The sequence below is a fragment of the Micromonospora trifolii genome (genome assembly GCF_022229005.1).
Lineage (GTDB): Bacteria > Actinomycetota > Actinomycetes > Mycobacteriales > Micromonosporaceae > Micromonospora > Micromonospora trifolii.
Map to the genome: position 1 here is coordinate 103,992 of NZ_JAKKFD010000011.1, position 14,521 is coordinate 118,512.

Below are 14,521 nucleotides of genomic sequence, written 5' to 3' on the forward strand. Positions count from 1 at the left end.
CCGGGCCGCGGGTGTCGCCACCCGCGGCCCGTTCGTGATGCGTTTCGGTCAGAAGACCGGCACGCCCTCGCGTACCAGACGCCAGTTGGGCTGGAAGAAGTCGGCCGGGTCGATGGTCCCCTTGGCCTGCGCCCAGTCGATGAGCAACTGACGGATCTCCTGCTGCGCGTTGTAGACCTGGGTCTTCACGATGCCGGGGAAGTTGCCACCGCCGCTGCGCCGGTAGTTGTTCACCGCCACCACGAACTGGGCGTTGTCGGCCACCGGAGTGTCGGTGCCGGCCAGCACCAGGCGGGTGATCCGCTGCCCGACCGGCTTGGAGATGTCGATGTCGTAGTCCAGGCCGGAGAAGACGTCGTAGTTGTAGTCCGGCACGGCCGGGTCACTGATCTGCTCCGGGTCGACCGGGGCGCCCGGCGCGAGGGTGCGGAAGAACTTCGCCGAGTACTCCAGGTACGCGCGCACCTCGGCCCCGCTGAGCACTACCGCCTCGAGGGTGTTGTCGTACACGTACAGGCCGGCCACGTCACGGATCTTCACGTCGCCGGCGGGGAAGACAGCGGTCCGGCTGAACGGCGCCGCGATCGACAGCACCGGCAGGTCCGCGTACGCGGTGCCGGCCAGCGCCGCGCCGACCACCTCGCTCTGCACGTGGTTGATGAAGTCCAGGATCGGCGTGTCCTTGTACCGCGACTCCGCCGCCGACAACTCCACGGTGGACGTGGCGACGACCTGGTTGACGTACGCCACGGTCTTCTGGTGTTGGGCCCGCACGGCGGCGAGCACCTTCGGGTCCTCGACCACAGTGTTGGTGTTCAGCATGGTGGCGGCCTTCTTGGTGATCGTCCACCGGCCACGCTCACGGGCGAGGGTGAAGTCCATCCGGGTGAGCCGCTGGCCCCACTTCGACGGCTCGGAGAGCAGCACCTGCGTGCCGGTGCGCTCGTTGGTGACGAACCGCTCGACCACCTCGTTGTGCGCGTGACCGAAGAGGATCGCGTCGATCCCCGGCACCTGCTGGGCGATCAGCGCCACCGGGTTCTCGTTCGGCAGCTCGGGGCCGTAGCTGGAGGTCCCGCTGTCCCCGCCGTGCGCCGAGATCAGCACGAGGTCCGCGCCGCGGGCCCGCATGATCGGCACCCACTTCGCGGCGGTCGCGATCATGTCGTCGAAGCGCAGCTTGCCCTCGACGTTGCCCTTGTCCCAGATGGCCACACCGGGGTTGGTCAACCCGAGGATGCCGACCCGCAGGGTCGGCGCGGCGAAACCGAGGGAGACCTTCTTGATGACGTACGGCAGGAAGGCCGGCTTGCCGGTCTTCGCGTTGACGGCGTTCGCGGCGAGCGCCGGGAAGCCGAGCTGACGGATCCACAGGTCCAGCAACGGCAGACCATAGTTGAACTCGTGGTTGCCCAGGGTCACCGCGTCGTAGTCGATGACGTTCATGGCCCGTGCCATCGGGTGCTTCTCACCGGTGGCGGTGATGGGCTCCTGCTTGGCGTAGTACGTGGCCAGCGGCGTGCCCTGGATCGTGTCGCCGGCGTCGAGCACCAGCGTCGCCTTGCCGCGCCGCTCCCGACGGATCTGGTTGATCAGGGTCGCCAGCTTCGCGACGCCGATGTCGTTCTGCTTGCTGTCGTCGTACTCGGCGTCGCGGTAGTAGTCCCAGTTGTAGACGTTGCCGTGCGTGTCCGACGTGCCCAGGAGGGTGAGGTCCCAGGTGCGCGGCCGGGCCGGGCCGGCCGCCTGCGCGGGCGCGGCGGCGATCAGCGGGGTGGTCGCCGCGGCCGCCGCGGCGACGAGCACCTGGCGGCGCGACGGGCCGGAGGGAGAGGTCATGACGTGCCTTTCCATGGGGGTGGACGCGCCTCGTGAGCGCCTTGCGCACCATAACCAGCACCCGGCACTCCCGCCACGGCAGCCCCGATCGTTGCGGCGGTTTCCGCAGGCCGACGCAGGGTAGGGCGGACAGGGACGACATTCGCGGGAGAGCCCCGCCTTCCGCGCGCAGCGAGGAGAGTTTTCAGTGAGCGAGGACCAGCACACCCAGCAGGACCCGACCAGCCAGTACGGCCAGCAGTCCGGTCAGCCCGCACAGCAGCAGTCGGCGCCCGGCTCGACCAGGGAGATGACCCCGAAGCCGGACCACGGGGAAGAGTCGTACCGGGGCAGCGGCAAGCTCGACGGCAAGCGGGCGCTGATCACCGGCGGTGACTCGGGGATCGGCCGGGCGGTCGCGATCGCCTTCGCCCGGGAGGGCGCGGACGTGCTCATCTCCTACCTCGGCGAGGAGGAGGACGCCGACGCCCGCGAGACCATCCGGCTGGTCGAGGCCGCAGGCCGGCGGGGCGTCGCCGTGCGCGGCGACATCACCGACGAGGCGCACTGCCAGGAACTGGTCGACCGGGCGGTGCGCGACCTGGGCGGCCTCGACATCCTGGTCAACAACGCGGCGTACCAGATGTCGCAGGACAAGGGGATCCTCGGCATCAGCACCGAGCAGTTCGACCGGGTGTTCAAGACCAACCTGTACGCGATGTTCTGGCTCTGCAAGGCCGCCATCCCGCACCTGGCCGAGGGGTCGGCGATCATCAACACGTCGTCGATCCAGGCGTTCGACCCGTCGCCACAGCTGATGGACTACGCGACCACCAAGGCGGGGATCGCCAACTTCACCAAGGCCCTCGCCGCCGACCTGGCCGAGCAGGGCATCCGGGTCAACGCTGTCGCACCGGGCCCGGTGTGGACGCCGCTGATCCCGTCCACCATGCCGGAGGAGAAGGTGAAGCAGTTCGGCACCGACACCCCCGAGGGGCGTCCCGGGCAACCGGCCGAGCTGGCGCCCGCGTACGTCTTCTTCGCCTCGCAGGAGTCCAGCTACGTGACGGGCGAGATCCTGGGGGTCACTGGCGGTCGACCGACCAAGTGACAGGCCGTCGGGTGGGCGTCCGCTCGGGGCGCCCACCCGGTCAGCGGGGCCAGGCGGCGAAGCGTTGCCGGATCTCCACGACGTCGGTGGCCCCCAGGCCGTACCTGCCGAAACGCTGGTCGGAGAGCCGGTCCAGGTAGCGGCCGGCGGCGCGCACGTCGTCCGGGTCCAGCGCGGGGTCGACCTGCCGTGCCAGCACCAACAGCTCGGTCACGTCGTAGTGGTCGAGGGCCGCGGCCACGTCGATGAAGTCGCGAACCTCCCGCCGGTTGACCAACGCCGCGATCTTGTTCGCCACCAGGTCACGGACGTCCATCACCGGGCCGAGGTCCATCACCACCGGGCTCTGCTGGCGATCCAACCGGGCGAGGCTGAGCCGGATCTGCCGCCCGTCGCGGCTCACCACGAAATCCTTCATGTCCTGCTCGTACCCGTCGAACAGCTCGGCCAGCTCACTGTCCGGGTCGGCGTCGCTGACGATGAACCCGGCCCGCTCCAGTGCCACCCGCACCCCGGCCGACGCCGCCGCCGCGGCACCCTCCACGTCCGCGAAGAGGTCGACGTCCTCCGTCGGTCGGGCGACCAACCCGTGCGCCGCCCACGCCACCCCACCACCCAGAACGAACCGGTACGGCCCGGCGGCGGCCAGCGCCACCCGGGCCACCTCCCGGTAGAACTCGTGCAGATGAGGTTCGGTCACGCCGCGCGCAGGCCGCGGTGCCGGCTCTCCCACGCCTGGCGTACGCCCCGAGGCAGGTTGAGCAGTCGCCACACCCGCCGCAGCGTCCGCCCGTTGATCAGAGCCCGCAGATCCTCGGCCCGGGTGGTCTCGCGCAGCACGTTCTCGTACATCCAGAGCAGCTGGTCGGGGTCGCCGAGGTCGAAGGTGCGCTCGGCGTTCCACATCAGCCGTACCGGCAGCTCCACCACACCTCGGGTGGGGCCGCCCAGCTCGGCGAGTGTCCGCGCCACCACAGCGGGGCGACCCGGGCGGGCCAGAAAGGCCACGCCGGTCGCGGTGGGGGAGACGGCCTGCATGGTGTCAGGGTAACGCCCACCAGCGCCGGTGTCGCTCAGGTCGATCCCAGAGCGCTGCTCCAGGCGCGCCGACACGTCCCCGACCGGCGGCGAAGTCTGTCCGGTTTGTGCGGGGCTGGTGCGTTCGGTTGGTCGTGATCGACTCGGGTTCCTTGATGTCGGGGCGTCCGGGCGTCGGGGATGCCCCGACTTCCGTGAGCCCGAGTGGATCACGTGGGTGCGGGCGGTTTCGACGCCGTGGACGGCGTGCCGCCTGGGTGGTTTGTCCGGTGGTGGGCGGTTGTGGGTGGTGACTGGGCGCACCCTCAGGGTGGAATCCTGGCGGGGTCGGGGTCGTTACATACCCTGACGATCGCAGCACCACCGACCCGCCGCCCACCCCCTGGGGGCTGGTCGCGCAGGTGGGAATGCCAGCCCACACCCGTTCGTTACAGTCCCCACGAACGACCGACAGGCACTACGACGCGGTGCCGGCGGGTGGGCCACCCCGGAATGACCCCGGCCCCCCGGTCGTTACATCTGGACCCGGCGCCACGAGCCCCCGCTCGCAGGCCGCCGACCCCGGACGCCCGACGGCGTCACCTCCCAAGACTTTTCCCCTTGTATGTGCAGCGCCGGACGAGGTGCTCACACCCGTGACTGCCGCCCCCCTTGGCGGTTCGGGTGTCCTACCCCCGAAGGAGCTACCCCTCATGAACACGATCTTCCGTAAGAGCATGCTGTCTGTTGCTGGTCTCGCGTTCGCCGGTGGCGTGTTCGCCGGCCCGATCGCCGCCCACGCCGCCACCCCGGCCGATGGCAAGCCCGTCGCCGCCGCCGTGCAGCAGTCGGCGCCGAAGCCGCAGGGCGACCAGTCCCACATCACCCTCACCGACGAGCAGACCGCCAACGTGAAGGCGATCATCGCCGCCACGAAGAAGGCCGGCCTGCCCGAGCGGGCCGCGGTCATCTCGATCGCGACCAGCCTGCAGGAGTCGAAGCTGGAGAACCTCGGCCACCTGGGCGACGCCAACGACCACGACTCGCTGGGCCTGTTCCAACAGCGCCCGACCAGTGGTTGGGGCACCCCGGAGCAGATCACCAACCCCGAGTACTCCACCACCGCGTTCCTCAAGGGCCTCAAGCAGGTCGACGGCTGGCAGGACATGCCCCTGACCGACGCCGCGCAGACCGTGCAGGTCTCGGCGTACCCGGACGCCTACGCCCAGTGGGAGCAGCAGGCCACCGACCTGGTCGCCCAGCACTGGAACAGCTGACCCGCACCACCCGCACGGACAAGACCACAGCACGACACCGACCGCTGGCCGGCACCCCCAACCCGGGGTGCCGGCCAGCGGCCTTTCCGTCTGCGTGCGGCAGGTGCTGGCCACTGGTTGCGGATGCCGCGCCGCTGGGTGTCCGCCGGAAGCGAATGCCGCGCAGCCGGCAGCGGATGCCGCGGTCGGGTCGGTGGCTGCCAGCAGATCTTGGACAGTTTCCGTTCCGCGCTAACGGAAACTGTCCAAGATCTCGCGGGGCATGGCTGATTCGCGGCGCGATGGCGGGTGTCCTGGCCGTGAGGCGACCGGCGGTGTGGCGATGGGCCTGACGGCACCCGGCCCGGCGGGGGCGGGGGAACAACGTGGGGTGCGGGCTGGTTGTGGAGGGTGTCGGTGTGACTCAGTGTCCCCGGGCCTCACCTAATATCGCCTTCGCGGAATACCGTTCGGCTGGAGCCGCGTCGTGCCACTCGCCGAGAGGCGACCTGCACACCGACACCAGCGCCGCCCCCGGCCCACCGGCCGGGGGCGGCGCTGTCTGCATCCCCGGTTCGCGAACGTGCCTCACTTGACCTATGTTCAGGGGGTCGCTCGCGTGGGAGGGGGTGTCGGGGTTGGGTCTACGGACCTTTATCGAGGGTTGGCCGGTCTACCGCCAGCTCACCGGCACGGACCCGCTGGGCCGGGGCGCCGCGGCGAAGTCCGACGGGTCCCGCGCGCTCACTGCCCGTACCGAGGACGCCGACAGCGTCGCCCGTTCGGTCTGCCCGTACTGCGCTGTGGGTTGTGGTCAGCGGGTGTTCGTTAAGGACGGGCAGGTCAGTCAGATCGAGGGTGATCCGGACAGCCCGATCTCGCGGGGTCGGCTCTGCCCGAAGGGTTCGGCCAGCAAGAGTCTGGTGACCAGTCCGCTGCGGCAGACCACTGTCCGCTATCGCCGGCCGTACTCGACGCAGTGGGAGGATCTGGAGCTCGACACCGCGCTCGACATGATCGCCGACCGGATCCTCGCCGCCCGCGAGCAGACCTGGGAGGACGTCGACACGCAGGGCCGGCCGCTCAACCGGACGCTGGGCATCTCCAGCCTGGGCGGGGCGACGCTGGACAACGAGGAGAACTACCTCATCAAGAAGTTGTTCACGGCGATGGGGGCGCTCCAGATCGAGAACCAGGCCCGTATTTGACACTCCGCCACCGTCCCCGGTCTGGGGGCCAGCTTCGGTCGTGGCGGTGCGACGGATTTCCAGCAGGACATCGCCAACGCTGACGTGATCGTCATCCAGGGTTCGAACATGGCTGAGGCGCACCCGGTGGGTTTCCAGTGGGTGATGGAGGCCAAGCGTCGGGGGGCGAAGGTCTTCCACGTCGACCCGCGGTTCACGCGGACGAGTGCTGTCGCGGACGAGTACCTGCCGATCCGGGCGGGCACGGACATCGCGTTGCTCGGTGGCGTGGTGCGCTACATCCTGGACAACGAGTTGGACTTCCGGGAGTACGTGCTCTCGTACACCAACGCGGCGACGATCGTCAGCGAGGAGTTCAGCGACACCGAGGACGGCGACGGTTTCTTCTCCGGCTTCGACCCGGAGACCGGCACCTACGTGCAGGACAGCTGGCAGTACGAGGGGCACGAGGATTCTTCGGGCAGTGGTCACACCGCCCAGGAGCGGGACAGCGCCGCGGGGTTGACCCACGAGTCGCACGGCGCGCCGGTGGGCGGGCAGACCCGGCGCGACGAGACGTTGCAGCATCCGCGCTGCGTCTACCAGATCCTCAAGCGACACTTCGCCCGCTACACCCCGGAGATGGTGGAGCGGGTCTGCGGGATTTCGCAGGCGCAGTTCCTGGAGTTGGCGCGGGCGTGGACGGCGAACTCCGGTCGGGACCGCACCGGCATGCTGATCTACTCCGTCGGGTGGACGCAGCACAGCGTGGGTGTGCAGTACATCCGTACCGGCGCGATCATTCAGCTGTTGCTGGGCAACATGGGTCGCCCGGGTGGTGGGGTGATGGCGCTTCGCGGCCACGCCAGCATCCAGGGCTCGACCGACATCCCGACGCTGTTCAACCTGTTGCCCGGCTATCTGCCGATGCCGCACCACGCCGAGCACCCGAGCTTCGACGAGTGGGTGGACAGCATCCGCCACCCGGGGCAGAAGGGGTTCTGGGGTAACGCGCGGTCGTTCGCCGCCAGCCTGCTCAAGGCGTACTGGGGTGACGCGGCGACGCCGGAGAACGACTTCTGCTACGGCTATCTGCCCCGGCTGACCGGTGATCACGGCACGTACCAGCAGGTGCTCAACATGATCGACGGGAAGATCAAGGGGTACTTCCTGCTCGGGCAGAACCCGGCGGTCGGCTCCGCGCACGGTCGCGCGCAGCGTCTGGGGATGGCCAACCTCGACTGGTTGGTGGTCCGGGACCTGTTCATGATCGAGAGCGCGACGTTCTGGCAGAACGGCCCGGAGGTCGCCACCGGGGAGATCGTGCCGGAGGAGTGCCGCACGGAGGTGTTCTTCCTGCCCGCCGCGTCACACGTGGAGAAGGAGGGCACGTTCACCCAGACGCAGCGGCTGTTGCAGTGGCGGGAGAAGGCCGTCGAGCCGCCGGGCGACGCCCGCTCCGAGCTGTGGTTCTTCTATCACCTGGGCCGCAAACTGCGGGAGAAGCTGGCCGACTCGACGCTGCCGCGCGACCGGGCGCTGCTCGACCTCACCTGGGACTACCCCACACACGGTCCGCACGCGGAGCCGAGCGCCGAGGCGGTGCTGCGCGAGATCAACGGGTACGACGTGGCGACCGGCCGCCCGCTGTCCGGTTTCGCCGAGGCCCGCGCGGACGGCTCCACGGCGATCGGTTGTTGGATCTACAGCGGCGTGTACGCGGACGGGGTGAACCAGGCGGCCCGGCGCAAGTCCCGGCACGAGCAGGACTGGGTGGCCGCCGAGTGGGGTTGGGCGTGGCCGGCGAACCGGCGCATCCTCTACAACCGTGCGTCCGCCGACCCGGACGGCAACCCGTGGAGTGAGCGCAAACGCTACGTCTGGTGGGACGCTGAGAAGGCCGAGTGGACCGGCTACGACGTGCCGGACTTCGAGAAGACCAAGCCTCCGTCGTACCGGCCGCCAGTCGGCGCGTCCGGGCCGGAGGGCATCGCGGGCGACGACCCGTTCGTCATGCAGGGCGACGGCAAGGGCTGGCTGTACGCGCCCAGCGGTGTCCTGGACGGGCCGCTGCCGACGCACTACGAGCCGGTGGAGTCGCCGGTGCGTAACCCGCTCTACGGTCAGCAGGCCAACCCGACCCGCAAGATGTACGCACACCCGGTGAACTCGGTAAACCCGAGCCCGCCGCAGGAGCACGCCCAGGTGTTCCCGTACGTGTTCACTGTCAGCCGGCTCACCGAGCACCACACCGCCGGCGCGATGAGCCGGACCGTGTCACCGCTGGCGGAGTTGCAACCGGAGATGTTCGTCGAGGTGTCCCCGGCCCTGGCCGGCGAGGTCGGGCTGACGCATCTGGGCTGGGCGCACCTGGTCAGCGGCCGGGCGGTGATCGAGGCGAAGGTGCTGGTGACCGACCGGCTCACCCCGCTGCGGGTGGACGGTCGGATCATCCACCAGGTGTGGTTGCCGTACCACTTCGGTTTCGAGGGGCTGGTCACCGGTGACTCGGCCAACGATCTGTTCGGCATCAGCCTGGACCCGAACGTGCTGATCCAGGAGAGCAAGGTCGGCACCTGTGACGTGCGGCCGGGCCGCCGTCCCACCGGCCCGGCGTTGCTCGACCTGGTGGCCGACTACCAGCGGCGCGCAGGAATCGTTCCGGGCCAGCACGCCCCGGCCGTCACCACCGACAATGAGGGGAAGGAACACGGTGCTTCCTGACCCGAACAGCCTGTACGGTCCGCTGGACCCGGCACCCGACGCCGGCTACGAGAACGCGCCGCCGAGGATGGGGTTCTTCACCGACACCAGCGTCTGCATCGGCTGCAAGGCCTGTGAGGTCGCCTGCAAGGAGTGGAACGGCGTTCCGGAGAGCGGCCTGGACCTGCTCGGCATGTCGTACGACAACACCGGCGCGTTGACCGCGAACTCGTGGCGGCACGTCGCGTTCATCGAGCAGCCCCGCCCGGCCGGGCATGGCGCCGTACCGGCGGACGTCCTCGGCGCGCCGGTCGACGCCGGCCCGGCCCGGCCGGTCGACGCCGGACCGCAGTTCCTCGGGATGCCGGGGGGCCAACCGCCGGGCCGGGGCACGGGCGTCGAGGAGCGTACGGATTTCCGCTGGCTGATGATGTCGGACGTCTGCAAGCACTGCACCCATGCGGCCTGCCTGGACGTCTGCCCGACGGGTTCGTTGTTCCGCACCGAGTTCGGCACAGTTGTCGTGCAGGAGGACATCTGCAACGGGTGCGGGTACTGCATCTCGGCGTGTCCGTACGGGGTGATCGATCAGCGTAAGGACGACGGTCGGGCGTGGAAGTGCACGCTGTGCTACGACCGGTTGGGCGCGGGGATGACTCCGGCGTGTGCGCAGGCGTGCCCGACCGAGTCGATCCAGTACGGGCCCCTCGACGAGCTGCGCGAGCGCGCCGCCGCCCGGGTGGCGACGCTGCACGACCGGGGGGTCCCCGAGGCCCGCCTGTACGGGCACGACCCGAACGACGGCGTCGGCGGCGACGGGGCGTTCTTCCTGCTCCTGGACGAGCCGGAGGTGTACGGGCTGCCACCGGACCCGATCGTGACCACTCGCGACCTGCCGAAGATGTGGAAGCGCGCCGGCCTCGCCGCTCTCGCCATGGCGGCGGCGACCGTCGCCGCGTTCGTCGGAGGTTCCTCATGACCCCACCGGGCCCCGTGGGCGACCGGTTCCGCCGTTTCCGGGAGCGGCTCGCCGCCGAGGGCGGCGACCAGCCCCAGGTGAGCGACGAGCGGCCCGACACCGCGACCGGCGCGGCGCTTGCGAGCAGGGCAGAGGCCACGAGCGGTGGCGACCACCCGAACGACAGGGGCAGGGCCGGCGGCAACGGGGTCGCCAGCAGCCGCCGGAGCGCCGGCCGCAGGGGCAGGCGGCGCGGTGGCGGCGAGGAACTGCGCGTGCCGGAGGCCGAGTTCACGTCCTACTACGGCCGACCCGTTCTGAAGGGGCCGGTCTGGAAGTGGGACATCGCCGCGTACCTGTTCACCGGAGGGTTGGCCGCCGGATCGTCGCTGCTCGCCGCGGGCGGGCAGCTCACCGGGCGGCCCGCGCTGCGGCGCGCCGGTCGGGTCACCGCGTTGGCCGCCGTCAGCGCCAGCGCCGTCTTCCTGGTCAAGGACCTGGGCCGGCCGGCGCGGTTCCACCACATGCTGCGGGTGGCGAAGCTGACCTCGCCGATGTCGGTGGGTACCTGGATCCTCACCGCGTACGGGCCGGCGGCGGGCGTCGCCGCGATCGCCGAGGCGGCCGGTGTGCTGCCCCGGCACGGTCTGCTCGGGCTGGCCGGCCGGGCGTTGCCGCCGATCGGGCACGCCGCTGGGCTGCTCGCCGCCGGCACCGCGCCGGCGCTGGCCACGTACACCGGGGTGTTGCTGGCCGACACGGCGGTGCCGTCCTGGCATGAGGCGTACCCCGAGCTGCCGGTGATCTTCGCGGGCAGCGCGCTGGCCAGCGGCGCCGGTGTGGGTCTGCTCGCCGCGCCGCCGGCCCAGGCCGGGCCGGCCCGCCGGATGGCGGTGGCCGGCGCGGCGCTGGAGCTGTACGGCGCGCATCGGGTGGAGACCCGCCTCGGCCTGCTCAGTGAGCCCTACCGGTTGGGTCGGCCGGGTCGGATGCTGCGCGCCGGGCGGCTGCTGACCGTCGGCGGGGTGGCGGGTGCGCTGCTGGGCCGGCGCAGCCGGGTGGTCGGGGCGCTCTCGGGGACCGCGCTGCTGGCCGCGTCGGTGCTGACCCGGTTCGGCATCTTCTACGGCGGCGTCGCCTCGGCCCGCGACCCCCGCTACACGGTGGTGCCGCAGCGCGAACGGGTCGATGCGCGGCGAATCGGCATGGATCTTCCATCTGATCGGGCGGTCCCGCCCGCGGTGTGATCGAATGTCCGGTGGAGGCGTTCAGGCGGCTGGTGCCCCTCCCGGTCTTCAAAACCGGAGTGGTCCGGGACCCGGGCCAGGCGGGTTCGATTCCCGTCCGTCTCCGCCACACCGCTTGCAGGAGATGACGTGATGGGCGACGGCCCGGTGGACCCGCGACGTCGGGTGCCCCGTACGGACACGCTGCTCGCCGACCCGGTGCTGGCCGCCGCCACCGCGACCCTCGGCCGGGAGCAGGTCAAGGCGATCGTCTCCCACGCCCAGGGCCGCGCCCGCCGCGGTGAGCTCAACCCCGACGAGGTACGCGACGCGGCGGTCGCCGCGTTGCCCACCCCCGGCCCCCGGGTGGTGCTCAACGCCACCGGTGTCGTGCTGCACACCAACCTGGGTCGGGCGCCGCTGTCGCCAGCCGCTGTCGCCGCTGTGGTGGCCGCCGCCGGGCACACCGACGTCGAGTTGGACCTGGCCACCGGCCGGCGGGCCCGACGCGGCCGGGGCGCGCTCGACGCGCTGAGGGCCGCCGTGCCCGACGCAGGCGCCGTGCACGTCGTCAACAACGGGGCCGCCGCGCTGGTGCTGGCCGCCACCGCGTTGGCCGCCGGCCGGGAGATCGTGGTCAGCCGGGGCGAACTCGTCGAGATCGGCGACGGTTTCCGCCTGCCCGACCTGCTGGAGAGCACCGGCGCGCGGCTGCGCGAGGTGGGCACCACCAACCGCACCACCCTCGCGGACTACGCCGCCGCTCTCGGCCCGCAGACCGGCTTCGTGCTCAAGGTGCACCCGTCGAACTTCCGGGTCACCGGCTTCACCTCCGCCGTCGGCGTACGGCAACTGGCCACGCTCGGGGTGCCGGTCGTCGCGGACATCGGCTCCGGGCTGCTCGGCGCGGACCCGCTGCTGCCCGACGAACCGGACGCCGCCAGCACCCTGCGCGCCGGCGCCGCGCTGGTCACCGCCAGCGGCGACAAGCTGCTCGGTGGGCCGCAGGCGGGGCTGCTGCTCGGTGACGTCGAGGTGATCGACCGGTTGCGTCGCCACCCACTGGCCCGGGCGCTGCGGGTGGACAAGCTCACCCTGGCCGCGCTGGGCGCCACCCTGCACCAACCGGACACCCCGACCCGGGTGGCGCTGCACGCCGACCCGGGTGCCCTGCGAGAACGGGTGGAGCGGCTGCGCGACCGGCTCGGCGTGGACGGCCGCAAGGCGGAGGTGGTGCCGGCCGTCGCGGTGGTCGGCGGGGGCGGCGCCCCCGGGGTGGAGCTGGGCTCGTGGGCGTTGAGCCTGCCCGAGCGGTACGCGGCGCCGCTGCGCGTCGGAGACCCGCCGGTCCTGGGTCGGGTGGTGCGCGGACGGCTCCTGCTCGACCTGCGCTGTGTGCCCGCCGCCGCCGACGAGGCCATCCGCGCGGCCGTGCTGCGCGTACCCGGGGACGACTGAGCGTGTTCGTCGTCGCGACCGCCGGGCACGTCGACCACGGTAAGTCGACACTGGTCCGGGCGTTGACCGGGATGGAACCCGACCGGTGGGCCGAGGAACGCCGCCGGGGAATGACAATCGACCTGGGTTTCGCGTGGACGACGCTGCCGTCCGGCGGCACCGTCGCCTTCGTCGACGTACCCGGGCACGAGCGGTTCGTGCCGAACATGCTCGCCGGGGTCGGCCCGGTTCCGGCGGCGCTGATCGTGGTGGCCGCCGACGAGGGCTGGATGCCGCAGTCCGCCGAGCACCTGGCCGCGCTCGACGCGCTCGGTGTCGCGTACGGCCTGCTGGCGGTGACCCGCGCGGACCTGGCCGATCCGGGGCCGGCGACGGCCCGTGCCCGCGCGGAGATCGCCGCGACCAGCCTCGGCGCGGTGCCGGCGGTGGCGGTCAGTGGCCTGACCGGCGCCGGCCTGCCCCAGTTGCGGGCGGCCCTGGACCGGCTCGCCGCCCAACTGCCCGCGCCGGTGCTGGACGACCCGGTCCGGCTGTGGGTGGACCGCAGCTTCACGGTGCGGGGCAGTGGCACCGTCGTCACCGGCACTCTCGGGGCCGGGCGGCTGCGGGTGGGCGACGAACTGGAGCTGGCCGGCGCCGACGAACCGGTTCGGGTCCGTGGCCTGCACTCCCTGGGCGAGGCCCGCCCGGAGGCGGCGGCGGTCGCCCGGGTGGCGGTCAACCTGCGCGGTACGCCCCGCGACCGGCTCGGCCGGGGCGACGCGTTGCTCACCCCGGGCCGGTTTCACCACACCGACCTGGTCGACGTCCGGCTCGCCGGCGACCCGGCCGGCGACCTGCCGGCCACCCTCACCCTGCACGTCGGGTCGGCGGCGGTGCCGGTACGGGTGCGCCCGCTCGGCCCGGACACCGTCCGGCTGCGGCTGGCCCGCCCGCTGCCGTTGCTGGTGGGCGACCGGGCGCTGCTGCGGGACCCGGGCCGTCACCACGTCAGCGGCGGGGTGCGGGTGTTGGACGTGGCACCCCCACCGCTGGGCCGACGGGGTGCGGCCGCCGCCCGCGCCCAGGTCCTCACCGAGTTGGACGGACGACCGGACCTGGCGGGGGAGCTGCGCCGTCGCCGGCTCATCCGGGCCGGCGCGTTGATCCGGATGGGTGTGCCGGTGCACGCCGAGCCGGTGCAGGACGGGCCGGCATACGCCGAGCCGGTGGCCGGTGACTGGCTGGCCGACCCCGCGCACTGGCGGTCGCTCGGTGAGCGGCTGACCGAGGAGGTCGCCCGGCACGCGCGGGAGCACCCGTTGGAACCCGGCATGCCGGTGGACGCGCTGCGTCAGCGCCTCGCCCTGCCCGACCGGGTGCTGGTCGAGGCGCTGGTCCGGCCGCCGCTGCGCATCCACGCCGGTCGGGTCGGGGCGGCGAGCGCCAACGCGCTGCCCGAACCGGTGGCCCGGGCCGTGCAACGGGTCCGCGCCGAGTACGGCGACCGGCCGTTCCGGGCCCCCGAGGCGGACCGCCTCGTCGACCTCGGCCTGGGTCCCCGGGAGATCGGCGCCGCGGTGCGGGCCGGCGCGCTGCTGCGGCTGGCCGACAACGTGGTGTTGCTGCCCGACGCGCTCGACGACGCGGTCCGCGTGTTGGCCGGGCTGCCGCAGCCGTTCACCCTCTCCGCCGCCCGGCAGGCGTTGGACACCACCCGCCGGGTGGCGGTGCCCCTGCTGGAGCTGCTGGACCGTCGGGGCGCGACCCGTCGGCTGCCCGACGACGCCCGCATCGTCGTCACCTGA

General features: G+C 72.0%; 10 protein-coding genes and 1 tRNA gene. 8 read left to right on the forward strand and 3 right to left on the reverse strand.

What is annotated here, in order from left to right; all coding sequences use genetic code 11:
• Window positions 1-48: 48 nt before the first annotated feature.
• Window positions 49-1,839, reverse strand: coding sequence for a bifunctional metallophosphatase/5'-nucleotidase (locus NIE79_RS08090; protein WP_238677949.1), 1,791 nt, complete (start codon window positions 1,837-1,839; stop codon window positions 49-51).
• A gap of 187 nt (window positions 1,840-2,026) precedes the next feature.
• Between NIE79_RS08090 and NIE79_RS08095 the strand changes: the two genes are divergently transcribed.
• On the forward strand, window positions 2,027-2,929 hold the full coding sequence (locus tag NIE79_RS08095; RefSeq protein WP_238677950.1) for an SDR family oxidoreductase: 903 nt from the start codon (window positions 2,027-2,029) through the stop codon (window positions 2,927-2,929).
• A gap of 40 nt (window positions 2,930-2,969) precedes the next feature.
• On the opposite strand, the gene NIE79_RS08100 is transcribed toward NIE79_RS08095, so the two are convergent.
• Together NIE79_RS08100 and NIE79_RS08105 are read right to left on the reverse strand one after the other, a co-directional pair.
• A complete protein-coding gene (locus NIE79_RS08100) occupies window positions 2,970-3,629 on the reverse strand; it encodes a nucleotidyl transferase AbiEii/AbiGii toxin family protein (RefSeq protein ID WP_238677951.1) in 660 nt (219 codons plus the stop codon).
• Window positions 3,626-3,967 (reverse strand): hypothetical protein, encoded by a 342-nt coding sequence (locus NIE79_RS08105; protein ID WP_238677952.1) that lies wholly within the window; start codon window positions 3,965-3,967, stop codon window positions 3,626-3,628. Before NIE79_RS08105 ends, NIE79_RS08100 begins: the two co-directional genes overlap by 4 nt.
• A 692-nt stretch (window positions 3,968-4,659) precedes the next feature.
• Between NIE79_RS08105 and NIE79_RS08110 the strand changes: the two genes are divergently transcribed.
• The 7 genes from NIE79_RS08110 (at window position 4,660) to selB (ending at window position 14,521) form a co-directional block, all read left to right on the forward strand.
• On the forward strand, window positions 4,660-5,223 hold the full coding sequence (locus tag NIE79_RS08110) for a hypothetical protein (protein ID WP_238677953.1): 564 nt from the start codon (window positions 4,660-4,662) through the stop codon (window positions 5,221-5,223).
• Between the two features lie 617 nt (window positions 5,224-5,840).
• Window positions 5,841-9,113, forward strand: a complete 3,273-nt coding sequence (gene fdh, locus NIE79_RS08115; protein ID WP_274523768.1) for a formate dehydrogenase — start codon at window positions 5,841-5,843, stop codon at window positions 9,111-9,113.
• A complete protein-coding gene (locus NIE79_RS08120; RefSeq protein WP_238677954.1) occupies window positions 9,085-10,071 on the forward strand; it encodes a 4Fe-4S dicluster domain-containing protein in 987 nt (328 codons plus the stop codon). Before fdh ends, NIE79_RS08120 begins: the two co-directional genes overlap by 29 nt.
• Window positions 10,068-11,297 (forward strand): NrfD/PsrC family molybdoenzyme membrane anchor subunit, encoded by a 1,230-nt coding sequence (nrfD, locus tag NIE79_RS08125; RefSeq protein WP_238677955.1) that lies wholly within the window; start codon window positions 10,068-10,070, stop codon window positions 11,295-11,297. Before NIE79_RS08120 ends, nrfD begins: the two co-directional genes overlap by 4 nt.
• Window positions 11,298-11,310: 13 nt before the next feature.
• A tRNA-Sec gene (locus NIE79_RS08130) sits at window positions 11,311-11,406 on the forward strand.
• 23 nt (window positions 11,407-11,429) lie between these two features.
• A complete protein-coding gene (gene selA / locus NIE79_RS08135; protein WP_238677956.1) occupies window positions 11,430-12,734 on the forward strand; it encodes an L-seryl-tRNA(Sec) selenium transferase in 1,305 nt (434 codons plus the stop codon).
• Window positions 12,735-12,736: 2 nt separating this feature from the next.
• The gene (gene selB, locus NIE79_RS08140) at window positions 12,737-14,521 is read left to right on the forward strand and encodes a selenocysteine-specific translation elongation factor (RefSeq protein ID WP_238677957.1); all 1,785 of its coding nucleotides are present in this window, start codon (window positions 12,737-12,739) and stop codon (window positions 14,519-14,521) included.